General features: G+C 69.4%; 23 protein-coding genes. 3 read left to right on the top strand and 20 right to left on the bottom strand.

Annotated features, from left to right (window positions below; translation table 11 throughout):
* Positions 1-4: 4 nt before the first annotated feature.
* From ACWDNU_RS01045 to ACWDNU_RS01010, 8 genes are all read right to left on the bottom strand, one after another.
* Positions 5-955: an alpha/beta hydrolase gene (locus tag ACWDNU_RS01045; RefSeq protein WP_449667193.1), complete on the bottom strand. Its 951-nt coding sequence runs from the start codon at positions 953-955 to the stop codon at positions 5-7.
* A gap of 131 nt (positions 956-1,086) precedes the next feature.
* Positions 1,087-1,818 carry an SDR family NAD(P)-dependent oxidoreductase gene (locus ACWDNU_RS01040; protein WP_449667192.1) on the bottom strand — a complete coding sequence of 244 codons (732 nt, stop codon included), beginning with the start codon at positions 1,816-1,818 and terminating at the stop codon, positions 1,087-1,089.
* Between the two features lie 7 nt (positions 1,819-1,825).
* Positions 1,826-3,211, bottom strand: a complete 1,386-nt coding sequence (locus ACWDNU_RS01035; protein WP_449667191.1) for an MmgE/PrpD family protein — start codon at positions 3,209-3,211, stop codon at positions 1,826-1,828.
* A complete protein-coding gene (locus tag ACWDNU_RS01030; protein ID WP_449667190.1) occupies positions 3,208-4,047 on the bottom strand; it encodes a mycofactocin-coupled SDR family oxidoreductase in 840 nt (279 codons plus the stop codon). The genes ACWDNU_RS01035 and ACWDNU_RS01030 overlap by 4 nt, the downstream gene beginning before the upstream one ends.
* Before the next feature lie 109 nt (positions 4,048-4,156).
* Positions 4,157-4,969, bottom strand: coding sequence for an IclR family transcriptional regulator (locus tag ACWDNU_RS01025; RefSeq protein WP_449667189.1), 813 nt, complete (start codon positions 4,967-4,969; stop codon positions 4,157-4,159).
* Between the two features lie 55 nt (positions 4,970-5,024).
* Positions 5,025-5,699 carry a nitroreductase gene (locus ACWDNU_RS01020; RefSeq protein ID WP_370937511.1) on the bottom strand — a complete coding sequence of 225 codons (675 nt, stop codon included), beginning with the start codon at positions 5,697-5,699 and terminating at the stop codon, positions 5,025-5,027.
* 207 nt (positions 5,700-5,906) lie between these two features.
* Positions 5,907-7,301 carry an MmgE/PrpD family protein gene (locus ACWDNU_RS01015; protein WP_449667188.1) on the bottom strand — a complete coding sequence of 465 codons (1,395 nt, stop codon included), beginning with the start codon at positions 7,299-7,301 and terminating at the stop codon, positions 5,907-5,909.
* A gap of 17 nt (positions 7,302-7,318) precedes the next feature.
* Positions 7,319-8,782 (bottom strand): aldehyde dehydrogenase, encoded by a 1,464-nt coding sequence (locus ACWDNU_RS01010; RefSeq protein ID WP_449667187.1) that lies wholly within the window; start codon positions 8,780-8,782, stop codon positions 7,319-7,321.
* Between the two features lie 158 nt (positions 8,783-8,940).
* On the opposite strand from ACWDNU_RS01010, the gene ACWDNU_RS01005 reads away from it, so the two are divergent.
* The gene (locus ACWDNU_RS01005) at positions 8,941-10,110 is read left to right on the top strand and encodes a CaiB/BaiF CoA transferase family protein (protein ID WP_449667186.1); all 1,170 of its coding nucleotides are present in this window, start codon (positions 8,941-8,943) and stop codon (positions 10,108-10,110) included.
* Positions 10,111-10,130: 20 nt separating this feature from the next.
* Positions 10,131-11,024, top strand: coding sequence for an HpcH/HpaI aldolase/citrate lyase family protein (locus tag ACWDNU_RS01000; protein WP_449667185.1), 894 nt, complete (start codon positions 10,131-10,133; stop codon positions 11,022-11,024).
* Positions 11,025-11,464: 440 nt separating this feature from the next.
* Here ACWDNU_RS01000 and ACWDNU_RS00995 read toward each other — a convergent pair whose 3' ends face one another.
* The 12 genes from ACWDNU_RS00995 to ACWDNU_RS00940 form a co-directional block, all read right to left on the bottom strand.
* The gene (locus ACWDNU_RS00995; protein WP_344273608.1) at positions 11,465-12,160 is read right to left on the bottom strand and encodes a GntR family transcriptional regulator; all 696 of its coding nucleotides are present in this window, start codon (positions 12,158-12,160) and stop codon (positions 11,465-11,467) included.
* Positions 12,161-12,239: 79 nt separating this feature from the next.
* Positions 12,240-13,070, bottom strand: coding sequence for an acyl-CoA thioesterase domain-containing protein (locus tag ACWDNU_RS00990; RefSeq protein ID WP_449667211.1), 831 nt, complete (start codon positions 13,068-13,070; stop codon positions 12,240-12,242).
* A gap of 62 nt (positions 13,071-13,132) precedes the next feature.
* Positions 13,133-14,284, bottom strand: coding sequence for a CoA transferase (locus ACWDNU_RS00985; protein WP_449667184.1), 1,152 nt, complete (start codon positions 14,282-14,284; stop codon positions 13,133-13,135).
* Complete coding sequence (locus ACWDNU_RS00980; RefSeq protein ID WP_344273614.1) at positions 14,281-15,093, bottom strand: enoyl-CoA hydratase/isomerase family protein; 813 nt, start codon at positions 15,091-15,093, stop codon at positions 14,281-14,283. The genes ACWDNU_RS00985 and ACWDNU_RS00980 overlap by 4 nt, the downstream gene beginning before the upstream one ends.
* Positions 15,090-16,778: a CoA-transferase gene (locus ACWDNU_RS00975; RefSeq protein WP_449667183.1), complete on the bottom strand. Its 1,689-nt coding sequence runs from the start codon at positions 16,776-16,778 to the stop codon at positions 15,090-15,092. The genes ACWDNU_RS00980 and ACWDNU_RS00975 overlap by 4 nt, the downstream gene beginning before the upstream one ends.
* On the bottom strand, positions 16,775-17,230 hold the full coding sequence (locus ACWDNU_RS00970) for a MaoC family dehydratase (RefSeq protein WP_449667182.1): 456 nt from the start codon (positions 17,228-17,230) through the stop codon (positions 16,775-16,777). Before ACWDNU_RS00970 ends, ACWDNU_RS00975 begins: the two co-directional genes overlap by 4 nt.
* Positions 17,227-18,441, bottom strand: coding sequence for an acetyl-CoA C-acetyltransferase (locus ACWDNU_RS00965; RefSeq protein ID WP_449667181.1), 1,215 nt, complete (start codon positions 18,439-18,441; stop codon positions 17,227-17,229). The genes ACWDNU_RS00970 and ACWDNU_RS00965 overlap by 4 nt, the downstream gene beginning before the upstream one ends.
* Positions 18,434-19,297: an FAS1-like dehydratase domain-containing protein gene (locus ACWDNU_RS00960; protein ID WP_449667180.1), complete on the bottom strand. Its 864-nt coding sequence runs from the start codon at positions 19,295-19,297 to the stop codon at positions 18,434-18,436. The genes ACWDNU_RS00965 and ACWDNU_RS00960 overlap by 8 nt, the downstream gene beginning before the upstream one ends.
* Positions 19,294-20,028 carry a 3-oxoacyl-ACP reductase FabG gene (gene fabG / locus ACWDNU_RS00955; protein ID WP_449667179.1) on the bottom strand — a complete coding sequence of 245 codons (735 nt, stop codon included), beginning with the start codon at positions 20,026-20,028 and terminating at the stop codon, positions 19,294-19,296. Before fabG ends, ACWDNU_RS00960 begins: the two co-directional genes overlap by 4 nt.
* A gap of 8 nt (positions 20,029-20,036) precedes the next feature.
* Positions 20,037-21,185 carry an acyl-CoA dehydrogenase family protein gene (locus ACWDNU_RS00950; RefSeq protein ID WP_449667178.1) on the bottom strand — a complete coding sequence of 383 codons (1,149 nt, stop codon included), beginning with the start codon at positions 21,183-21,185 and terminating at the stop codon, positions 20,037-20,039.
* The gene (locus ACWDNU_RS00945; protein WP_449667177.1) at positions 21,182-22,009 is read right to left on the bottom strand and encodes an HpcH/HpaI aldolase/citrate lyase family protein; all 828 of its coding nucleotides are present in this window, start codon (positions 22,007-22,009) and stop codon (positions 21,182-21,184) included. The genes ACWDNU_RS00950 and ACWDNU_RS00945 overlap by 4 nt, the downstream gene beginning before the upstream one ends.
* Positions 22,006-23,175, bottom strand: coding sequence for an acyl-CoA dehydrogenase family protein (locus tag ACWDNU_RS00940; RefSeq protein ID WP_449667176.1), 1,170 nt, complete (start codon positions 23,173-23,175; stop codon positions 22,006-22,008). The genes ACWDNU_RS00945 and ACWDNU_RS00940 overlap by 4 nt, the downstream gene beginning before the upstream one ends.
* A 243-nt stretch (positions 23,176-23,418) precedes the next feature.
* Here ACWDNU_RS00940 and ACWDNU_RS00935 point away from each other — a divergent pair, with 243 nt between their 5' ends.
* Positions 23,419-24,096, top strand: a complete 678-nt coding sequence (locus ACWDNU_RS00935) for a GntR family transcriptional regulator (RefSeq protein WP_449667175.1) — start codon at positions 23,419-23,421, stop codon at positions 24,094-24,096.
* Positions 24,097-24,207 lie beyond the last annotated feature (111 nt).

Here is a 24,207-nt window from a genome sequence, read left to right as displayed (position 1 = left end):
CGCGTCAGGCAGCCTGCCCCAAGTGCTTGCGGTAGAACGGGATCAGCGCGTCTAGTGCGATCTTGACCGGCTCGGGCTGGTCGTAAAGGTCGTAGTGCGAGTAGCCCTCGGCCACGACGAGCTGGCGGTCCCGCGATGCCGCGATCCGGCCGTACAGCTCCGTCCCGTCGCGGTAGGAACCGAACGCACCCGGCTGGTCTCCGACCACGATCAGAGCCGGCTGGGTCAGCATCGTCTCGGCGCGAAGGAACGCGTCCCAGTTCAGTGCCTGGTTCAGCGAGCCGAAGTTCATCCGGGCGACGCCGTTGGGCTTCCCGCCCCGTCCGGTCTTGTAATAGTCCGTGGCTTCGACGACGTCCCGGTCCGTAGCGCCTGCTTCGCGAGCCGCTTCGGGGGAGGCCGGCAGCAGTTCATTGACCTGGACGTCGCCGCCGCGGGCCTCCTTGGTGCGCTGTTCGCCGACCTGTTCGAGCAGCTTGACCGGGTCGAACTCGCTGAAGCCCTCCTGCATGAGACGGCCGTAGTTCACCGGCACGACCGCGCCGAGCGCCTTGATCCGGCGTTCGAGCATCGTCGCGTTCGTGGCATACCCGCCGCCCCCGCAGATGCCGAGGACACCGATCCGGTCCGCGTCGACGTAGTCCAGCGTCACGAGGTAGTCGACGACGTGGGAGAAGTCGGCCACGCGCTGGGTCGGGTCTTCGGTCCACCGCGGCTCGCCGCCGCTGTCGCCCTGGAAGCTCGCGTCGAAGGCGATGACGACGAAGCCTTCTCGCGCCAGCGCCGGGCCGTAGACATTCCCGGCGGTCTGTTCCTTGCAACTGCCGATCGGATGGGCGCTGATGACGGCAGGGTAGGTCTTGTTCTCGTCGAAGCCCGGCGGCAGCAACAGGTTCGCCGCGATGTCCCAGTACGGGGCTTTGACGGTGACTTGACGGGTCTCGATCTCGCTCATCAGCCTCTATCTCCTCGGGCGGTGGCTTCCGTGAGTTCGAGCCTGCCCGGGTTCGCCTCGTCGAGACAGACGCTCCTGTTCGGGGGTACTGGCGACCCCTGGCTGAGCGCGCCTCAGCCAGGGGTCGGGAGCTACAGGATCAGATCGCCGCCGTTGATGTCCACCGTGGCCCCGGTGATGTAGTCCGACTTCGGGGAAAGCAGGAACAGCACCAGTTCGGCGATGTCGGAGGTCGTGCCGATGCGCCGCAGCGGAGTGGCCGCACGGGCTGCTTCCCGTTTCCGCTCGTCGACGGAACCGCTCAGCATCGGGGTTTCCACGAGCCCGGGCGCGATCGCGTTGACGTGCACGTTGTCCGGAGCCGCTTCCAGCGCGACTTGGCGGGTGAGGCCGAGCAACGCGGCTTTGGACGCGGAATAGTGCGCGCCGGCGAAGTTGGCGAGGGTTCGCCCGGCTCGCGAGGAGACGTTGACGATCTTGCCGGATCGCCGTGCCTTCATTCCGGGCAGTGTCTCGCGCATCCAGTGGAACGCGCCGTTGACGTTCACCCCCATCAGCCGCGCCCAGTCGTCGTCGGTGATGGTCTCGACCGGCCGGGTGACGCTGACCAATCCCGCGCCGTTGACGAGCAGATCGATCTGCCCGGCCTCCGCGGCGACGGAGGCGGCTGCGGCGCGCACGGCGCGGGGGTCGGCGACGTCGCACTGGACCGGGACGATGCCCGGTGCGGATTCCGAAGCCGGTTTGAGGTCGACCGCGAAGACGGATGCTCCCGCCTGGGCGAGCCGGGACGAGATTTCCGCGCCCATGCCCCGGCCCGCTCCGGTGACCACGGCGACTTTGCCCGCGAATTCTTCTGTCATGAGTCCGTCAGTCTTCCGGTGTCAGGGGCAGCAGCAAGGCCGCCATCACGTCGTCGACCTTTTCCAGCGCCAGAACGTCCTGGATCATCCGGTCCGCCGTCGAATCCTCGAGCGGCAGCACCGAGAACGGCAGGCACATCCGGAACTTGTCGATGAAATCCTGTTCGCTGAAGGGGTTCTTCGGATGCCCCTTCACATAGACGTGTTCGGTGGCGATCACCCGCCCGTCGCGCAGGGTCGTGGTCAGCCGGGCGCCCCAGTCGGAAACGGACGGATCCTCGACGGCGGAGATCCGGGTCATCAGCTCGCGCACCTCCGGACGCCGCCGCGCTTCGTCCGAATAGGACTGCACGAACACCCGTCGGTCGAAGGCGGCAGTGGCCACGGCGTAGGGAAGGCTGAACTGGCATTCCGGGACGGTTTGCGGTTCCCACTTCTTTTCGGTCGGCTCGCACACTGCCCGCCAGCCCGAGGTCGAGACTGCGATGTGGACGCTCGCGATGTCGGCGGCAGCGAACTCGTGCGTGCGCATCTGCTCGGTGATGCCGTCGATCGAAGAGTGCGAGAAATAGCAGGCGCTGTAGCCCTTGGTGGTGATCTGAGTCGCCGTCCAGTCCTTTCCGAGACCGCGGGTCAGCGCGTCCGGATCGGTTTCCCAGCGCGCCGTGCGCAGAAAACCGTTGGGTCCGGTCAGCACTTCCTGCCGGGGCCCGGTGATGCCGCGGCGAGCGAGCAGGCACGCGGTGATCGCGGATTGGCACACGAGCCCGTGGTGCACGCGCACCATCAGCGTCGCCGGTGCGTAGATGCCCATCGTGTGCGGCTGCGTCATCGTGCGGGCGATGCCCTGGGCGTTCTCCAGCTCCTCCGGGGAGAATCCGAGCAGGCTGCCGACCGCGGCGACAGCTCCGAAGATGTAGTGCCCGCCGCAGTCGTTGTCCTTCACCGCTTTGCTGATCACCCGGTACGCCGATCCGATGCGGATCAACGTTTCCTGGCCGATCACCAGCGCGGTCAAGAACTCCGCGCCGGTCACGTCCGACCGCAGCCCGGTGGCGGCGAGCAGGCTCGCGACGATGTACTCGCTGACGTGCCCGGCTTCCTCGTGCAGATCGCCGCAGTCCATCGCCCTCGGCATCGGGCCGATGGCCAGCGCGGCTTCGGCGGCGGGCACGCATCCGCCGTAGAACGGCAGGGGCGTTTCCGGTTTGCCACCCTTGTCCCGCACTAGGTCCGCGATGGCCGGGATGCCGTCCATTCCGGACCCGCCGATCAGGACCGCCATGCCGTCGAGCAGGGCGTGTTTCGCGTGCCGGACGACGTCTTCGGGAAGGTCGGCGTAGGTCGTCTGCGCTGCGAACCGGCACAGCGCGCGCATGGGGTCCTCGGTCATTTCAGCGTCTGCCCCGCGTCAATCTTCAGTTCGAGCCCGGTCACGTAGCGCGCTTCGTCGGAAGCGAGGAAGGCCACCGCGTTGGCGACGTCCTCGGGCTCGACCCATGGCACATCCATCACCGGGATGGTCGCGAACCGGTCCTTGACCCGGTCGGCGGTGCGTTCCGCTTCCGGGAGGTCCGGTGCGAACAGCGCGTACGTTTCGTCGTTGTGGATCAGTTTCGTGTTGACCGATGTCGGCGCCACGCAGTTGACCCGGATCCCGAACGGGGCCAGCTCCAGTGCTTGCGTCTTCATCAGGCCGACCACGCCGTGTTTGGCCGCGACGTACGGCGAAAGGTTCTGCATTCCCTTGATCGCCATGGTCGAGCTGGTGAAGATCATCGACCCTCCACAGCCCTGGTTCTTGAGGATCGGGATCGCCGCTTTCGCGGTGTGCCACACGCCTTTGAGGACCACGTCCTGAGTGGTCTGCCATTCGAGGTCGGAGATCTCTTCGCTCAGCCCGTACGACCAGATCCCGGCGTTCGCGACCACCACGTCGAGGCGTCCGAGCTGGCGCACCCCGTCGTCCAGCGCGGCCTTCAGCGCGGCGTAGTCGCGCACGTCGACCTGCGCGGTGACCACCGAGCGTCCCAGACTTTTCACCCCGCGCGCGGTTTCTTCGAGGTCTGCGGGCGTCGCTGGCGGCGCCACGTTGGTCTCCACCGGTGCGGCGATGTCGACGGCGATGATGTCCGCACCGTCCCGCGCCAACCGCAGCGCTTCGGCGCGGCCTTGCCCGCGCGCCGCTCCGGTGACGAACGCGACCTTGCCTGCGAGTTTTCCTGGCATGCGCCCAGCTCCGTTCTCGACTCCGTTGTCCGGCCCCGAGATTCGTCCGGTTCGGCCGATGCGGGAAGGGTGTTTCTCGGCTGCCGAGAAACGGCCGGTGCGATGAGTCTCAGCCGAGTTCGATGGCACGCCGGATCTGGCGCAGGAGCAAAGCGATCCGCGGGTCGGGCGAGTGGAGCCGGTACGCGCGGGAGATGCCGCGGGCAGTGGTGTGCAGCGCGGGCAGCAGTTCGGCGGCCGCGTCGGCGGCGAACGGGACGGTGACGGAAAGGGCGGCGAGCGCGGTGCGGTCGCCGGCGAGGATCGGGACGGCGATGCCGGTGGAGTCGAGGGAGATCCAGCGGCGCGCGACGACGTGCCCGACCCGGCGGGCCTCGTGCACGATCCGGGCCACCTCGGCGCGGTCGACGACGCTGTGCTCGGTGAAGCGGACGATCTTGGCGGAAGAGAGGATCTCGTCGCGCACGCCCGGCCGGGCGAACGCGACGAGCACGATGCCGGGCGACGAGGACAGCGCGGGCAGCCGGACGCCGGGCTGGGTGACATTGGTGGCGCCGGCCTGGCGTGCGGACAGGGTGTCGACGTTGAGCACGTCGTTGTGGTCCAGTACCGAAAGCAGCGTCGGCGCCTGGACGACGGCGCGCAGATCCTCCAGGTAGGGGAGAGCGCTCTCGCGCAGCGTCGGCAGGCCGGCCGAGCGGGCCGCGATCTCCCACAGCCGCACTCCGATCCGGATCCGCCGGTAGGCGTCGCGCTCGAGGATTCCCAGCCGGGTCAGTTCCGCCACGATGCGGTGCGCGGAAGGCACCGGAATCCCGGTGCACCGGGCGATCTCGGACGCGGTGCGCGCGCTGCTCGTGTCTTTGACAGCCTCGAGCACGCGCACGACCCGCTCGATCATCGACTCGCCGCGCGGAGACATCCGCCCCGCCTCTTGCTGCGCCTGGGGGCATTCTCCTGAAGTACGACGGCCGGTGTCATTCGTCGGCCCAGGTCACCACTTCCTCCAGTGGCGCGCGAGCGGTGCGGTAGCTGTTCGTCGGATGGTCCTCGTCGGGATAACCGAACGAGATGCCGAGCAGGATCTTCCGGTCGTCCGGGATGTCGAAGTGCTGCCGGATCAGCGTGGCGTGCCCGGCGAGCGCGGCCTGCGGGATCGCGCCCAGCCCGAGGCTTTGCGCCGCCAGCAGGAAGGTTCCGACGTACAGGCCGCTGTCGACGGCGCCGTAGAGGTCGTGCACGGCGTCGGTGGTGACGATGGCGACGTGCGGGGCGCCGAAGAAGCGGAAGTTCTCGAACGCTTGCCGGGCGGATGCTTCCCGGTCGCCGCGTTCGATGCCGACGGCTTCGTACAGTTGCCAGCCGCTGGCGCGGCGCCGTTCGCGGTACACGCCGCGGTATTCGGCGGGCGGGGCGAAGTCGAACTCGGCCGGGTTCTCCCGCGCCCACTCGGTCATCGCTTTCCGGAACCGTTCGGTCGCCGCGCCGCTGGTGACGATCACCTGCCAGGGCTGGGTGTTGCACCACGACGCCGTCCGCTGCGCGAGCGACAGCAGCCGCTCGACGACCGGCCGGGGCACCTGCCGGTCCTGGTAGGCGCGACAGCTCCACCTTGCCACCAGCAGATTTTCGAGTGCCTCGTCAGGGGTCATGCTCACAGTCTAGCAATAATATAAAAAATATTTCTAGACCGGCGCAGGGTGCGATGCGGTGCCGGGCTCGATCGGAGAGTGCGAGTTTCCGGGCGATCGAACGGTTCGCGTCGCCCGGCAGACCGGCGGCAAGGAGTCATCGAGTCCTGTGGCAGGCAAGCGAAAAGCGGCGGCGGAGGCCGAGACCCGCCGCCGCTTTTCGCCGGTTCAGGCCCGCAGCAGCTTGGCGAACTCGGCGGCCGGCTGGTCGAGGTCGCCGTCCTTGATCGCGTGCAGCAGTGCGGCCCGCTGGTCCTCGCTCAGCGCCGAGGACAGCACGTCGTGGAACTTCGCGTCCAGATCCGCCTGCGACATCGGGTTTTCCGCCGTCCCGGCCGGGTTGTCCACGAACACGTGCTCGCCCGTGCCGTCCTGATAGGTCACCGTCAGGTCCGCGACCCAGCGCCCGGGGTACTGCTCGTCCAGGTCCGGCCGCACCTCGATTTTCACCTTCCGGGCCAGCGCGGCGACGTCGCTGTCTTCGCCGAGGTCCAGTTTCCCGGCCAGGTACGCCTGATGCGTCGAGAACCCGTTGCCGCGCCCCAGCGCCGACAGCGCGAACTGGAACGGCAGGCTGTACTGGAGGTGTTCGATGATCTTCGGCGCGTACGCGTTGCGGTTCTGGTTGCCGATCACCACGTCCCCGCCGGTCTGGATGCCCAGCAGCACCGACTCGATCCGGTCCGCGTCTCCGGTCAGCTGCCGCGCGCCGTCGATGTAGGCGTGGTTGATCCCGCAGCAGCAGTAGGGCTTGAGCCAGACGCGGGAGATCTCGAAGGTCTCGCCGAGCCCGAAGGCGGCCGCGGCCTCGTCGCCGACCTCCAGTCGGGCGAAGGTGCGGAAGAAGCCCTTCGAACCGGTCAGGAAGGTGGTCGGGCCGGTGATCCCGGCCCCGGCGAGTTCCGCCGCGCGGATGCCGCCGCGGGTCCCGATGCCCGAGTGCACGCGTTTGATCGAACCGCCGCCGGAGGTGTACTCGGTGGTGCCGGAAGCGTGGCTGAGCGCGATCGAGAGCGCGTGTCCAGTGGTCTCCAGGTCGAATCCGCGCAGTTTGGCCACCACTGCGGCGGCACCGAAGGTCGACAGCAGACCGTGCGGGTGGAACCCGCGCACGAGGAGGTCGGGATTCGCCAGCTTGCCGATCCGGGTGTAGACCTCGTATCCCGCGACGATGGCGGTGAGCACGTCGCGCAGGTCGGAGCCGAGTTCTTCGCCGACGGCCAGGGCCGCGGAGATCACGCAGCTGCCCGGATGCGCGGAACTGGACCGGTGCGCGTCGTCGTACTCGAAGCCGTGGCCGAAGGTGGCGTTGAGGAACGCCGCGTCGGCCGCGCTCATCGCGTCGCCGGTCGCGACGACGTGCGCGTTTCCGGGGACGTGTGCCGCCCTGGTCGCTTCCAGCACGGCTTGGCTCCACGGCAGCGCCGCGCTGCCCACCTGGAGGGCGAGTTGGTCCTGCAGCAGCCGACGGGTCCCGGCGACGGCTTCGGCCGGGATCGCGTCGAAGGTCAGGTCGGTGACGAGCCGCGCCGCGGCTTCTTCGACGGGAGAGAAGGTACCCACAGTGGTTGCCTTTCCGATCAGGAGAGGGGGAGGCCGTAGGACTTGAGCTCGACGTAGGCGTCGAAGCCCTCGGGGCCCGCTTCGCGGCCGATGCCGCTGTTCTTGAATCCGCCGATCGGCGCGGTGAAGCCGACCGGGTTGCCGTTGACCTCGACGGTGCCGGTGCGGATCCGCCGGGCGACCGCCAGCGCGTGCTCCGGGTCGGCGGAGAACACCGAACCGTTGAGGCCGTAGTCCGAGTTGTTGGCGATGGCGACCGCCTCGTCCTCGGTGTCGAAGGCGTGCACGGTCAGGACCGGGCCGAAGATCTCCTCCTGGGCGATCTTCGCGCCCGGATCGACGTCGGCAAACACGGTGGGGGAGACGTACCAGCCGCGCTCCAGCCCGTCCGGCCGTCCGCCGCCGATCAGCAGCGACGCGCCGGATGCCCTGCCGTCGGCGAGATAGCCCTCGACCCGGGTGCGCTGCGCCGCGCTGGCGAGCGGGCCGATCTCGGTCGCCGGGTCGAACGGATCGCCGACCGGCATCGACCCGATCAGGTCCACCAGCCGGTCGTGGAGTTCGTCGCGGCGCGAGCGGGAGACCACGATGCGGGTCTTGTTGCTGCACACCTGGCCGGTGTTGCGCAGCGACACGGCGCGGACGGCGGCGATCGCGGCGTCCAGGTCGGCGTCGTCGAGCAGCACCGCCGCGGACTTGCCGCCCAGTTCGAGCGTGCAGCGGCGCAGGTCCTGGCCGCACAACGCGCCGATCCGCCGCCCGGCCGCGGTGGAACCGGTGAACGACACCTTGTCGACGCCGCGATGCCGGACCAGGTATTCGCTGACTTCCCGCCCCGCCGGAACGATGTTGACCACTCCGTCGGGCAGCCCGATTTCTTCCAGCAGGTGGCCGAGGAGGTAGGCGTCGAGCGGGGTTTCCGGCGAGGGCTTGAGCACCATGGTGCAGCCGGCCAGCAGGGCCGGCGCGAGCTTGATCATGGTGATCAGCAACGGTGCGTTCCACGGCACGATCGCGGCGACCACCCCGACGGGCTCCCGCGTGACGAGCGCGTGCCCGGTCGCGGACCGGCGGGTGTCTTGCCACGGGTAGTCCGGCGCGAGATCGAGGAACGCGTCGAGCAGCAGTCGCGGGCCGATCGCCTGCATCTTCGTCGACAGCGTGATCGGGCAGCCCATCTCGGCGCTGACCAGCTGCGCGATGTCGGTTTCGCGCTCGGCCAGAGCGGCGCTGAGCTTGCGCAGCACGGCGATCCGCTCTTCGAGCGGCAGGCGGGGCCACGGGCCGTGGTCGAACGCATGGCGCGCTGCGGCGACTGCCGCGTCCATGTCCGATTCGACGCCCTCGGCCACCCGGGCGAGGACTTCCTCCGTGGAAGGGGAAACCACGTCGAAACGCCGGCCGGACGCCGGGGCCGTCCACCGCCCGCCGAGGAAAAGCTTGTCGTAGTGGCCTTGCCACAGCTGGGGCTGTGCGGGCATCGGGGCACGCTCCTTGCTCGTCCGAGGGAGACCGGGGTCAGCATACAGAATATAAAATATCTAAACTAGAGGCGGCGGCGAACGGAAGCGCCTTGACTCGCGACGGGCCAGATAATATAAAATATTATCGCAGTGCACCCTCAGCGAAGGCGGGCGACATGCAGCACAAGCCACTCGACGGCATCCGGATCCTGGAGATCGGGGGCTACATCTCGCTCCCGTTCGGGACCTCGATGCTGTGCGGCCTCGGCGCCGAGGTGGTGAAGGTGGAGAAGCCGGTCGTCGGCGAGGACTTCCGGCGCCGGATGAACAACGGGAGCCCGTACTTCCGCCAGTACAACGCCGGCAAGCGCAGCCTTTCGGTCGACCTCAAGACCGCCGAGGGGATCGACCTGATCAAGGCGCTGGTGCCGCGCTTCGACGTGGTGCTCGAGAATCTCCGCCCCGGCAAGCTCGCCGCCATGGGCCTCGGTCCCGATGAGTGCCGGGAACTGCGCCCGGACGTCGTCTACGGTTCGGTCACCGGGTTCGGCTCCACCGGCCCGCTGGCCGACCGGCCCGCTTACGACACGATCGGGCACGCGTTCGGCGGGTTGTACTCGCTCTTCAGCGACGACGGGCGGCCGCAGCTCGCCGGTGGGCTGAGCGCGGACCTGGTCACCGGGCTGACGACGGCGGCGGGCGTCCTCGCCGCGCTGGTCGGCAAGCTGAAGACCGGGCAGCCCCAGCGGATGGAGACCTCGATCATGGAGGCGGTCAGCGTGCTCACCGCCGACGGCATCACGCAGGCCTTCGAACTCGGCCGCGATCCCAGCCGCACCAGCAGGCACCCGCAGGCGCAGAACTTCTGCGTGCCGACCTCCACGGGCGAGTACCTCGCGGTGCACCTGTCGTCGTCGCAGAAGTTCTGGCAGGCGCTGTGCCGCGCGCTGGAGCGCACCGATCTGCTCGAGGACCCGCGCTTCGCCGAGTACCGCCCGCGCGAGGCGAACTACTTCGAGCTGGTGCCGATCGTCGAGGCGGAGTTCGCGCGCAAACCCAAGGAATATTGGGAGCGCGTGCTCACCGAACACGACGTGCCGTTCGCGCCGGTGCTGTCCATGACCGGCTACCTCGACCACCCGCAGGTGCGGCACCTGGACATCGCCGACCATCAGCCGGACGGTCTCGCGCTGCTCCGGCCGCCGTGGACGTTCGACGGCGTGCGCCCGGACCGGTCTTCGGTCGCGGCGACGGTGGGCGCCGACTCCCGTGCGGTCGCGAGCGAGGTGCTGGCGGCCGAAGACGTCGAAAAGCTGTTCGCGACCGGCGTCCTGTACGAATCCTGAACGATTACTGGAGAACTTCGATGAAGCCGTACCGTTCCATGCTCTTCGTCCCCGGCCACAAGGCTTCCTGGGCGGACAAGGGTCTCGCGTCCGGTGCCGACGCGCTGATCCTCGACCTCGAAGACTCCGTCCCGGTCGCGGAAAAGGAGAGCGCGCGCCCCGTCGTCGCGGAGACGATCGACCGGCTGCACGCGCAGGGCGTGCGTCCCGACGTATGGGTGCGGCCCAACGCGTCGGTCAGCGGCATCCAGGGCGCGGACCTCGAAGCGGTCATCCGGCCCGGACTGGCCGGGCTGTTCCTGCCGAAAGTGTTCGACGCCGAGGAACTGATCCGCATCGACGCGGTCGTGTCGCACATCGAGGCGCGCGAGGGACTCGAAGCGGGCAGCGTCGGGCTGATCGTGAGCTTCGAGACCGCCGTGTCGATGGCGCACTGCGAGGAGATCGCCGCCGCGACGCCTCGGGTGTCCAGCCTGCTCGGCGCGACCGGCCCGAGCGCCGACGTCGGCCGCGAGCTGGGCTTCGAGTTCACCCCGGCCGGCCTGGAGACGCTGTACCTGCGCAGCAGGCTCGTGCTCGCCGCCCGCGCGGCCGGACTGCACCACCCGGTGGCCGGGGTGTGGCAGGACATCCGCGATCTCAACGGCGCGCGCCAGTTCTGCGCGGACAACAAGCAGCTGGGCTACCGCGGGATGGTGTGCATCCACCCGTCGCACGTGGCGATCGCCAACGAGGTGTTCACGCCGACGCCGGAGGCGGTCGACCACTCCCGGCGGCTGATCGAGGCGTTCCGCACGGCGGAGGCGGCGGGCAGCGCGGCGGTGGACTTCGAGGGCCAGCACGTCGACATCGCGCACGTGAAGACAGCGGAGGGGATCGTCGCGCAGGCGGACGCGATCGCGGCGAACGCTTGAGCTGTTCCCGGCTGCTTCCGGGGGCGGTCCGCCTCGGCCGGTTCGAGGATCGTCGCGCGGGCGGAGACTAGTGCGGCGAATGCCCGGAAAGCACCAATGCCAGGAGCTTAAGGCGGCGCTGCGGGTGCGTTCGAGCAGCGTCCGCCCAGGTCGATGGTGTCGCCTGGCCTGGGATGCGGGGTGTGCGGTCCGTGAGGGGAACCCTGAGGGAATCTGATTCCTTCAGGGTGGCCCTCACGGACCGCAAGACATGGTCAGGCGGGGAGCAATCGGGCATTTCGGCGGCTGTGGCGTCTCTTGTGGACGGTCAGCGAGACTGAGACCACGCGGCTCAAGATCCTGGCATTGCCGGAAAGCACCGGCTGGGTCACCTCGATCGAGGTGACCCAGCCGGTTTCGTTCTGTCAGCGGCAGGCCGCTCGGCCACTGTCCGGTGTGGACTATTCCGTCTCTTCCGACCAGAGACCGCGCTCCTCGAGCATCCGGACGACGTTGTCGGCTCCGTCGAGGATGTGCCGTTCGGCGATCGTGCGCGCCTTGCGGGCGTGGCGGCCGCGCAAGGCCTGCAGCAGCTCGGCGTGGTCGGCGAGGGTGTGCTCGACGTGGCCTTCGATCGTCGCGTAGAAGCGGTTCGGCAGGTGCTTGACCACCGAGCTGAGCAGCAGCGTCAACCGGTGGGAGTCGGCGGCCAGGTTGAGCTGGCGGTGGAACTCGTGGCCGAGCCGGGTGATCGCTTCCTGGTCCCCGGCTCCGGCGGCCTTCTCGAAATCCTCGTTGATCGCTTCGAGGCGCGCGACCTGCTCCGGCGTGATCTTCTTGGCGGCGCGCGCGGCCAGTTCGGCGGAGAACTGGGCCTGTGCCCAGAACAGGTCCCGCACGTCCTGGCGCGACACGGGGGCCACGACGAACCCGCGGCGCGGCACGAGTTCCACGAAACCCTCGCTGCGCAACGAGAGCAGCCCTTCGCGCACGGGCGTGTTGCTGACCCCGACCGCCTCGGCGATGGGTTCGGTGCGCAGGAATTCGCCCGGCTTGACGTCGCCGGACATGATCAGCTCGCGGACGTACGTCGCGACTTCCTCGGGCAGCTGCTGACGGCGGTCGCCGCCGCGCAGCCGGGCCAGTTCGTCGGCCACGGGCCACCTCCCCAACGCCTCGAAGCGGTTTCGAGGATCTGATGTGCAGCAAAGAACATGATATATCGACGGCAGGGGATTATGGCACGGCCGGCAGGCTCCCGGGCGCGCCGACCCGCCGGGGATCCACCGGCGCGGCGGCGAGCAGCGCGGTTCCGCTGACCGTGCCGAGGGGCCCTTCGCGGTCGAACACGGTCGCGGTCGTGACCGCGACGCCGTCGTGCTCGACGCGGTGGTCGGCGGCGAGGCCCAGCTGCAGGTCGCTCGCGGGGACGCGGCCGAGGGTGAGCGTGAGGTCGGCGTTGATGAACTCCAGACCGGCGTCGCCCCAGTTGGTCACGAGGTTGACCAGGTCCGCGGCGGTCGCGGCGTGCTGGAAGGGCGTGGGCCGCTCGCCGCGCACGATGTCCTGGGGGAACACCCAGATCGTCTTGCGCGAGGCGTTCTGGTGCGGTTCGGGCGATCCGGTCCAGCCGACGCCCTCGCTGTGGAACACGCGCGGTTCCTCGGTCGCGGGCGCCACGTCCGGCGGCGGTGGCGCGGGGTGCCCAGCCGGGGCCCAGACGCTGCCGACAGCGGGGGAGCCGGCGGCGAGGAACAGTCCGGAGCCCTTGCCGACAAGGGTTTCCCCTTGCCAGAGCGTCGCCTCGACGAGGCAGAGGCGACGTCCGCGGCGCACGACCTCCGTCCGTACGGCCGAGGGCGCGAACGCCGCCGGGCGTAGCAGATCGACAGTCCAGCGGGCCGGGCGGAACACCTCCGTCCCGGCCGCCCGCTCCGCGGCGCGAGCGAGCGCTCCGCTGGTCGCCATGCCGCGCAGCTGCGCGCCGTCGCTCCAGCTCGCCCGTGCTTCCGGCAGCGGGTGCAGGAGTTCGCCGTCCGGGCCTGGCGCCGCGGTGAAAAAGGCCATCGTCACCTCCCAAATATAACATTTTATATGTCAGAGGAAGGAGGCGGCCGCGGACAGCGTCGTCAGTTTTCGGCGGGCGTCGGCAGCACTTCGTCGTTGTGCTGCCCGACTTCCGGCGCGGGGCACGGGGCGAGCCGGGCCCCGTCCACTTGGATCGGCGACTTCGGCGCCTGGTGCGGGCCCGCGCCGGGCTGGTCGACCTCTCCGAACAGCGCCAGTTCGCGCAGCGCGGCCCCGCCGTCGCGGCCGAGTTCGGCGAAACTGCGGTAGCGCTCCCACAGAATCCGGTGCCGTGTCAGCGTTTCCGCCGCTTCGGCGTACGGCGTCCGCCCGAACCACCTCGCGAGCAGCGGCGTGATCACGTCGCGGTGCCGGTAGCGGTCGGACTCGGTGGCGAACGAGATTCCCAGCGCCTCGGCCAATCCGGCGAAGGCGGCCGACAATCCGGTCGCGGCGAGCATTTTCGCCCAGTGCCGTTCGGTGAGCAGCACGATCATCACCCGGACGCCGTCGGCGGTCTCGAAATCGTGGCCGTAGGTGCCGTAGACGTCGTTGCCCGACTTCGTCCGCTCGTGGCCGGTGAGCTGTGCTTCGGCGAGGTAGCCGAGGTTCCCGGCGGTGGCGAGGGCGACGTCTTCCAGCGCGACCCGGATCGACCGGCCGCGGCCGGTGACCTGGCGGTGCCGTTCGGCGGCCAGCAGCCCGACCGCGAGATACAGCCCGGCGCAGACGTCCCACGCGGGCACCACGTGGTTGACCGGCGCGGAGTCGGTGCCGGTGAGCAGCGGGAAGCCGGTGGCGGCCTGGACGGTGTAGTCGACCGCGGCGCCGCCGTCGGCTCGGCCGGTGAGCAGGACGTGGATGAGGTCCGGTCGCCGCTCGCTCAGCGCTTCGTAGCCGAGGTCGGCGTGTCGTTCGGTGTTGGTGACGACCACGCACGGGCCGCCGTCGACGATCAGGTCGGCGACCCGGCGGCGGTCCACTTCGGACTCCAGGTCGACGGCGATCGCGCGTTTGCCCTTGTTCAGGCCGGACCAGTAGAGGCTGGTTCCGGAGTCAGAGAGCGGCCAGCGGGTGCGGTCGGCGGCGCCGCCGAGCGGTTCGACGCGGATCACGTCCGCGCCGAGCTGGGCGAGGGTGAGCCCGCACAGCGGGGTCGCGACGTAGGCGGACAGCTCGACGACCCGCAGCCCTGCCAGCAGTGCGGGGTTCATGCGTCGTGCACCCGGGAGAAGTCCGGCTTGCGGCGTTCGCGGTGCGAGGCGAGGCCTTCGTGCACCTCGGGCCCGCCGAAGCCGTAGAACTCCAAGGCCAGCGAGGAGTCGAAGATGGCACCGGCGAGCTGGCGGTACCAGAGGTTGAGGCTCTGCTTGGTCCACCGGATCGCGGTGGGCGCGCCGTTCGCCAGTTCGTGCGCGATCTCTCGGGCGGTGGGCAGCAGGTCGGCTTCCTCGTCCACACACAGCGACACCAGGCCGATCCGTTCGGCTTCGGCGCCGTTGAGCGGTCGGCAGGTCATCAGGTAGTACTTCGCTTTGGCCATGCCGCACAGCAGCGGCCAGCACACCGCGGCGTGGTCGCCTGCCGCGACGCCGAGGCGCGTGTGGCCGTCGATGATCTTCGCGTTGGCGGTGACCACGGAGACGTCCGCGAGCACTCCGGCGACGAGCCCGGCGCCGACGGCGGGGCCGTGGATCGCCGAGACAATCGGCTTCGAGCAGTCGATCACGTTGTAGACCAGGTCCCGCGCCTCCCTCATGGTGCGGGAGCGCGCTTCGAAGTCGGTGGCCAGCTTCTCGACCAGGTCGAACGACCCGCCCGCGGAGAATCCCTTGCCTTCGCCGCGCAGCAGAACGGCTTTCACCGAAGGGTCGCGGTCGAATTCGCGCCAGACGTCGGCGAGATCGGCGTGCGCGGCTTCGCTCACCGCGTTGAGATTCGGGGCGTCGAGGACCAGTTCGAGGACGCCGTCCTCGTCCGGTCCGTCGATCCGCAGGTTCTCGAATCGTGCGTAGCGGCTCATGCCGCTCCCTTCTTGCCGTCGCGGAGGAACAAGCCCTCGCGGTCGTACTTTCGCAGCTGTCGTACGTCTTCTTCGGTCACCTCGGGCAGTTCGCGCAGGTCGTCGGCGACGGTGAGGTCCCAGCCGCACCGCGACCGGACGTGCTCGACGCGTTCGGCCAGCGGCTCCGGACCGGGCGCGATCGCGGTGAGCACGAGTTCGCCTTCGCGCTGGGTCAGGATGCCGAGATCGGTGACCACTGCCCGCACCCGTGCGCCGGGGCTGGTGACGTAGCTGCAGTTTTCGATGAACCGCCGCGGGCTCATCGTCCCGACGACGTACGTCTCGTCGGCGCCGGTCACGACGTCGTTCCCGCCGCCGGAACCGACGAGATACGGGCCGCCGGCGATGCGGGTGGTGTTGATGTTGCCGTGACGGTCGATTTCCGCCGCGCCGACGCAGGCGATCGAGCGCGTCGCGGGGCCGTTGACGAGATTCCCCAGCGCCTGTTCGGTGTCGAGCAGCATCGAGGACGACGGGAAGTTGGCGAAGCTGAAGATGAACGGGTCGCCGGGCGTCGGGGAGTAGTCCCAGAGCCCGAGTTCGGCCGCCAGCGCGACCTCGTGCCCGTCGGCTTTCGCTTGTTCGACGGCTACCCAGGCGGCGAGGTTCGCCAGCCCGGCTCCGGCGAGCACGCCGTCGGCTCGGGTTTCGGCGATCCGGGACCGGACGAGCGCGGCGAGCCAGGTCGCCGCCCGTTCCGGACGCGTCACTGGCCCGGTGTGTTCGCCGCGGCCGGTCGGCGGAGTCGGCTGCCCGAGCGTGCGGGTCAGGCCGGCGAGCCGCGCTTCGCCGAGTTTCGCCAGGTAGGTGTCGTGGTCGACGAGGATCCATTCGCGGATCCAGTCGTCGAAGTCCGCCGAACGGCTCGCTTCCCGCGCCGCGATCCAGAACTCGACGTCCTCGGCGTAGCCGTCGACCGGCAGCCGCGCGCCCTCGGTGCCGGGGAAGACGCCGCCGGGATGGGCGCCGAACGGAGCCTCGACCACGGCCAGCACCCGGTGCGCCGGGATGCGGACGAACGACGCCCACGGGCGCAGGTCGTCGACGACTTTCTCCACCGTCGCCAGCACTCCGCGCCGGGCGGCGAACGCGCCGATCGAGCCTTCGAACATCGGCGGTGCGATCGCCAGGTTGCCCTGTCGGTCGGCGACCGCGGCGTGCACGATCGCGACGTCCGGGGTGAGCGGCGCGACCAGGCCGACCCGGCCGAAGGGGGTGTCGACCTCCGCGTAGCCGGGGTTTTCGGCCATTGACGAATCGCGCACCGAGCCCGTGACGACTGCGGGCACGCCGGTGGCGGCGGCGCGCAGGCCTTGGATGTAGCTGAGGAACGACCAGTTCTCGACCTCGACCGAACCGTCCGAATAGGACTGCTGGAACACCGGATTCGGCGTGAACACGGGAAACGAGTCTCCCGAGTAGACAGTCACGACCTTCTCCAGGCACCCGGAGCGGAACAGCACCGCGCCGAGCGACGAGAGGCTGGCCATGATCAGCGTGAACCGCGACGGCCGGTGCCAGTGCTGCCGTGCGATCTCGCGCACGAGCGCGCTCCAGCGGCTGTGTCCCAGGATGACGTGCAGCGCGTCGCCCTCGCGGACATGGCGGGCGACGGCTTCGTCGAGGCGGCAGAACTCGGTCATCCGGCCACGACCACCAAGGTTTCGGCGACACACGCCGGCTTCGCCGCGCCTTCGAGTTCCACGGTGTACCGCGTGGTGACGGTGACCCCGGCGGCACTGTCTTTCGCCTCGGCGAACGTCGCACGGGCGCGCAGCCGTGACCCGACCGGGACCGGGGACGGGAAGCGGACTTTGCCCAGCCCGTAGTTGATCCGCGCGGACCCGAAGTCGAGCCGGACCAGCTGCGCGCTGAAGAACGGAATCAGCGACAGGGTCAGGAAGCCGTGCGCGATCGTCGACCCGAACGGCCCGTTCGCGGCCCGCTCGGGATCGGTGTGGATCCACTGCCGGTCGCCGGTGGCTTCGGCGAACGCGTCGATCCGCGCCTGGTCCACGGCGAACCAGTCGGTCGGCCCGATTTCCTCGCCGATCGCGGCCCGGACTTCGTCGGCTGAGCTGAATACGCGGGTCATGCGGTTACCCGCTCGAAGACCGCGGCGAGGCCTTGTCCGCCGCCGATGCACATGGTTTCGAGTCCGTAGCGTGCTTCGCGGCGCTGCATTTCGCGGGCCATGGTGGCGAGGATGCGGGTGCCGGTGGCTCCGACGGGGTGGCCGAGGGAGATTCCGGAGCCGTGGACGTTGAGCCGGTCGAAATCCTTGTCGCCGAAACCCCATTCGCGGGTGCAGGCCAGGGCCTGTGCGGCGAACGCTTCGTTGAGTTCGATGAGGTCGATGTCGGAGATCTTGAGCCCGGCGCGTTCGAGTGCGAGCGCGGAGGCGGGCACCGGGCCGATGCCCATCACCTTCGGCTCGACCCCGGCGACGCCGTGGGACACGAGCCGGACGAGGGGGCGGAGGCCGAGTTGGTCGGCGCGTTCGCGGGTGGTGACGATGCAGACGGCGGCGGCGTCGTTCTGGCCGCTGGCGTTGCCCGCGGTGACCGTCGCTTCCGGGTCCTGTTTGCCCAGTACCGGTCGCAGCTTGGCGAGCGTTTCGACGGTGGTGTCGGGCCGGGGGTGTTCGTCGGTGTCCACGACGACGGTGCCCTTCCGCGTCTCGACCGGCACCGGGATGATCTCCTCGGCGAAGACCCCGGATTGCTGTGCGGCGACGGCCCGTCGGTGCGATTCGGCGGCGAGCCGGTCTTGTTCTTCGCGGCTGATGCTGTACTGCCGCCGCAGGTTTTCGGCGGTTTCGAGCATGCCGCCGGGTACCGGGTAGTGCTTGCCGCCGGGGGTTTGGCGCCCGCGGGTGAGGGAGTCGTGGAGGTGGACGCCCGCTCCGCCCGCTCCCCAGCGGAGGTCGTTGGCGTAGAAGACGGTGTTGGACATGCTTTCCGCACCGCCCGCGACGATCAGCTCGCTCGCCCCCGCCTGCACCTGCAGCGCGGCCAGGAGCACCGACTGCAAGCCGGACCCGCAGCGGCGGTCGACCTGCATGCCGGGCACGGTGACCGGCAGCCCGGCGTCGAGGGCGACGACGCGGCCGATGGCGGGGGCTTCGGCGCTGGGGTAGCAGTGGCCGAGGATGACGTCGTCGATCGCGTCGGCGGGCAGTCCGGTGCGTTCCAGCAAGCCCTTGAGCGCGATCGTGCCGAGGTCGGCGGCGGGCACGCTTTTGAGCGCACCGCCGAAGCGGCCGATCGGGGTTCGGACGGGTTCGCAGATGACGGCGTCACGCATGGGGAGTGCCTTCCTCGGGGTAGTCGGCTTCGAGGCTGGTGCACGGTCCCGCAGGACCGACGAGAGTCAGCGTCGCGCCGCCGGGACGCGGTTCGGTGCGCAGGTGCGCGGGCTGGCCGCAGAACAACGGCGCCAAGTTCCGGTGCGCCAGTCGGGTCACTCGCGCGGCGGGGGAGTCCAGGCGCAGCACCTCGGCCAGTGCGAGCGACATCAACGGCCCGTGCACGACCAGGCCGGGATAGCCCTCGGTCCGGGTCGCGTAGGGCCAGTCGTAGTGGATGCGGTGGGCGTTCGCGGTGGCGGCGGAGAAGCGCATCAGCAGGGTGGGGTCGGTGGCGAAATCCCAGCCGTCTTCGCTGCGGCGGAACGGGGCACCGGCGAGGTCGGCTGGCGCCGGGGCTGCCTCGGAGGCGGTCGTGCCTGCTTCGCGGTAGATGAGGTCCTGCCGTTCCTCGACGAGCGGCGCACCGTCCACACCGGACAGAACGGTCCGCACCACGACGATCACCAGGTGCCCGGAGCGGCCGGATTTCTCGGTTACGGAGTCCACAATGGACCGACGGGTGACCGTCTCGCCGATCTTCGGCGGCCGGTGCATGGTCACCTCGCCGCCGGCGAACATCCGCCGGGGCAGGTCGATCGGCGGAAGGAACGTGCCGCGGGCGGGGTGTCCGTCGGAACCGAGTTCGGAGGAGACCGGCCAGCGGGGGAGTGCGACCCAATGCCACAGCGGCGGCAGGTCGTCGCCCGGCTGCGGCGCCGGCAGGCCGTTGTCGAACAGTGCGGCCAACGCCGCGACCGGGGCCGGGTCGACCAGCTCCGCGGTCGTGACGGCATGGGGTTCCCAGCCGGTCACATGAATCGCCCGCCGGTTACTTCGAGGACGGTGCCGGTCATGTAGGAGGACAGGTCGGAGGCGAGGAACAGCGCGACGGAGGCGATTTCGCCGACCTCGCCCGCGCGGCGCATCGGGATCTCGGCCATTTTCTGGTCCCAGGCTTTCTGGGGCATGGCTTCGGTCATGGCGGTGCGGATGAGTCCGGGCTGGATGGCGTTGACCCGGACGCCGTGGTGGGCCATTTCCTTGGCGGCGGCTTTGGTGAGTCCGACGATCCCGGCTTTGGCGGCGGAGTAGTTCGTCTGGCCGACCATGCCGACCTTGCCCGAGAGCGAGGAGAGGTTGACGATCGCGCCGCTCTTGCGTTCGCGCATGATCGCGGCGGCCTTGCGGGTGCCGTTCCAGGTTCCTTTGAGGTGCACGGAGATGACCTGGTCGAAGTCGTCCTCGGTCATGGTGCGCATGGTCGCGTCGCGGGTGATGCCCGCGTTGTTGACGAACACGTCGACCGGGGAAAACGCGTCGGCAGCGGCGGTCAGGAGAGCGTCCACATCGGATGCTGTGGCGACGTCGCAGCGGACGCCGATGGCGTCGCCGTTGAGGCTGTGCGCGGCTTTCTCGGCGGCGTCGGCGTCCAGGTCGCCGATCACTACTCGCGCTCCGTGGGCGGCGAACAGTTCGGCGATGGCGAGTCCGATGCCTTGGGCGGCTCCCGTGATGACGGCGGTCCGGCCGGTGAGCAGAGTCATGGGGTTCCTCAGATCTTGTTGCGGGCGACGAGCTGGGCGGCGATGACGTTGCGCTGGATTTCGTTGGTGCCTTCGCCGACGATCATCAAGGGGGCGTCACGGAAATACCGTTCGACGTCGTATTCGCGGGAGTAGCCGTAGCCGCCGTGGACGCGGATGGCGTCGAGCGCGACCTGCATCGCGGTCTCGGACGCGAACAGTTTCGCCATCCCGGCTTCCATGTCGGCCCGTTCGCCCGCGTCGAGTTTTTCGGCGGCGTCGAGGGTGAGCAGCCGGGCGGCGCGCATTTTGGTGGCCATGTCGGCGAGGAGGTTGCCGACGGATTGGTGTTTCCAGATGGGTTTGCCGAAGGATTCGCGTTCCTGGGCGTAGCGGACGGCGTCGTTCAACGCGGCCTGCCCGACCCCCAGCGCGCGGGAGGCGACCTGGATGCGGCCGACTTCTAGGCCGCGCATCATGTGCGACCAGCCCTGGTTCGGCTCGCCGCCGAGAACCGCGTCCGCGGGCACTTTCTGGCCGTCGAAGACGAGTTCGCAGGCTTCGACCCCGCGGTAGCCGAGTTTGGGGAGTTTCTTGGAGATGGTGAGTCCGTCGCCGGGTTCGACCAGCAGGACGCTCATTCCGCGGTGGGCGGGGGAGGCGTCGCGGTCGGTGATGCACAGCAGCCCGATCAGGCCGGAGTGCGCGGCGTTGGAGATCCAGGTCTTCGACCCGGTGATCGTATAACCGCCAACAGTCGGCACGGCGTGAGTGCGCATGGCCTGCAGGTCGCTGCCGCCGCCGGGCTCGGTCAGCGCCATGGTCGCCCGGATCCGTCCCTCGGCCATCGCGGGCAGGTACTTCTCGCGCTGCTCCGGCGTGCCGAAGGTTTTGATGAGATAAGTGATGACCGAGTGCCCGCCGATCGCGCCCGCCAGGCTCATCCAGCCGCGGGCGAGTTCTTCGGTGACGCGGGCGAAACAGGCGGTGCTGACGTCGACCCCGCCGTATTCGGCCGGAGCCAGCAGTCCGAAGAAGCCGAGTTTCTTCATCTCGTCGATGAACTCGGCCGGGTAGATGTCGTCGGCCTCGAATTCGCGGACGCGGGGGCGGACCCGTTCGTCCACGAATTCCGCGACCAGGGCGACCATCTGCTGTTCGTCGTCGGTGAGCGTCATCGCCCGTTCCCTTCTCGTGCCTGCCGGAGGACGCGCTGGGCGCGTTCCAGCACTGGCTTGTCGACCATCTGCCCGTTCACCGCGACCGCGCCGTCCGCACCGGCGTCGAGGATCGACTGCGCCCAGCGGATTTCCTCGCGCGTCGGCCGCAGCGCCGCGGCGGCGACGGGGACTTGTTTCGGGTGCACGCACAGCTTTCCGGCGAATCCGAGCCGTCGTGCGTAGTGGACTTCGTCGGTGAGGTGCAGCTCGTTGTCCAGATCCGCGGTGACGCCGTCGATCGGCCCGGGCAGTCCCGCTGCGGCGGAAGCGAGCACGAGCGCGCCCCGCGCCGCGACGAACGCGTCCCGGTCGGCCGGATCCGCGCCGAGTTCCGCGGCGAGATCGAAGCTGCCGAACGCGAGGCGCTGCACATTCGGGACGGTCGCGGTCTCCCGCGCGTCCAGCACCCCGCGCGCGGTTTCGACCAGTGCGATCACCACCGGCAGGACGCCGAGCTGTTCGCCCGCGGCACGCGTCGTGACCGGTTCGGCTTTCGGCAGCATCACGGTGCACCGGCGCCGCCTGAGCGCGGCGAGGTCTTCGTCGTGCCAGGCGGTGCCGGCGGCGTTGACCCGCACCGCGCACTCGGGGTTCTCCTCGAGCCACGCGACGACCTGTTCCCGCGCGTACACCTTGCGCTCCGGCGCGACGGCGTCCTCCAGATCGAGCACGACCAGGCTCGCCCCCGAGGCCACGGCCTTGCCGAAGCGCTCGGGGCGGTCGCCCGGGACGAACAGGAGGGTGGTCGCTTCCTGTGCCCGCGTCGCCGCGCGGCTGGTCATTTCTGCGCCTTCTTGGCTTGGCGGACGAGACCGCCGCCGATGATGAGGCGCTGGATTTCGCTGGTGCCTTCGTAAAGCCGCAGCAGCCGGATGTCGCGGTAGATCCGCTCGACCGGCACGTCGCGCATGTAGCCGGTGCCGCCGTGGATCTGCACCGCGAGATCGGCGACCTTGCCCGCCATCTCCGTGCAGTACAGCTTCGCCGCCGACGGCCCGATCCGCCGGTCCTCACCGGACACATACCGCGCCGCGGTCTCCCGCACCAGCGCGCGCCCGGCCATCACCCCGGTCTGCTGATCGGCCAGCATCGCTTGCACCAGCTGGAAATCGCCGATCGCCTGACCGCCCTGCGTCGCCGAAGCGGCGTAGGCGACAGACTCGTCCAGCGCACGCTGCGCGGAACCGACAGCGAGCGCGGCGATGTGCACCCGGCCGCGCGCCAGCGACGTCATCGCGGCGCGGTACCCGTCGTCCTCGTTCCCGCCCACGAGCGCGGACGCGGGCACCCGGACGCCGTTGAACGTGACGTCCGCGGTCCAGGCGCCTTCCTGGCCCATCTTCTTGTCCTTGGGCCCGACCTCCAGCCCCGGAGTGTCTGCGGGCACGAGGAACACGGCGATGCCCGGCCCGGTCTCGTCCGCCGGCCGGGTGCGGGCGAACACGACGAACAGGTCCGCCAGGGGAGCGTTGGTGATGAAGCGTTTCTGCCCGTCGAGCACCCACTCGTCCCCGTCGCGCACGGCTTTGGTGCGCAGTCCGGCCGGGTTGGACCCGGCACCCGGCTCAGTCAACGCGAACGACGCGACGACTTCGCCGGTGGCGATGCGCTCCAGCCACTGGCTCTTCTGCTCGTCGGTGCCGAACCCGACCAGCACCTGCCCGGCGATGCCGTTGTTCGTGCCGAACATCGACCGCAGCGCCAGCGACGTGTAGCCGAACTCCATCGCCAGCTCGACGTCCTGGGTCAGGTCGAGCCCGAGCCCGCCCCACTCCTGCGGGATCGCGTAGCCGAACAGGCCCATCTCCGCCGCCTGCGTCCGCAGGTCCTCGGGGATGGCGTTGCCGTCCATGATCTCCTGCTCGCGCGGAACGACCTTCGCTCGGACGAAGTCGCGCACCAGGTCCAGGATCGGCCGGAAGTCCTCGGGGGTAACCGCTGCTGCCATGCCGTCCACTATGACCCAGACCGCCGACACAGGAAATACTTTATCAGAAATCATCGAATGGCTCACACCGCCGAGTGAGTCGGAGACGATCTCTTGCCGGACTTGCTTACCAGCTCAAGGTGCTTTTCCGATGCTGGCCGCCCTCGTCGTCACAGTGGTGACGAGCCCGCCTGGGCTTGCCCCGGTCGTGTAATACTTCATCCGATACAGTCGCCGACGCACGGATCGGAGAGAGTCGTGGCGATGCCCGAAACCGCGAGTGCCGTACCGCGCCGCGCCGGCCCGGCGAACCTCAAGGCGATGGCCGCCCAGGAGATCCGGCGGCGGGTCTTCTCCGGCCAGCTGCGCGCCGGGGCGAAGATCGACCAGGACGCGCTCGCCGCCGAACTCGGCATCAGCAAACTCCCGATCCGCGAAGCGTTGATCACGCTCGACCACGAGGGCGTGGTGGAGCACATCGCCCGCCGCGGCGCGTTCGTCGCGCAGTTGACCCGCGACGACATCCGCGACCACTACCGCGTATTCGGCCTCGTGTCCGGACTGGCCGCCGAACGAGCGGCGAAGAATCTGTCGCCGGCAAGCCTTCAGGCGCTGGAAGATCTCGCCGACCGGATGGAACAGGAGCCGGATCGGGCGGAGCTGGAACGGCTGAACTTCGAGTTCCATCGCCGGATCAACCACGCCTCGGGCTCGCGCCGGCTGGTCTCGATCCTGGCGATCCTGGTGAAGACCGTGTCGCACGGGTTCTACGAGGCGCATCCGGACTGGCCGGACAAGGCGGCTGACGACCACCGGCGGATCCTGCGCGCGCTGAGCAGCCGTTCGGGCGCCCGGGCGCGGACGCTCGTGGAAAAGCACTTCGCGGACGGAAGCGAGCGCGCGGTGGCTTTGCTGGAGCGGCAAGGGTTCTGGGCGAACTGACCGCTCGCGACGGGGCAACGCCCTTGCCTGGGCCGACCCCTAGTATATAATATTTAATTATCTCTGCCGTGATTCTTGCGACTGCCGAGGAGCGCCGATGACACCCCCTGT

Source organism: Amycolatopsis sp. NPDC003676 (assembly GCF_053587275.1).
The sequence above is the reverse complement of the archived record's forward strand: the minus strand, read 5'-3'. Positions and strand labels throughout refer to the sequence as shown.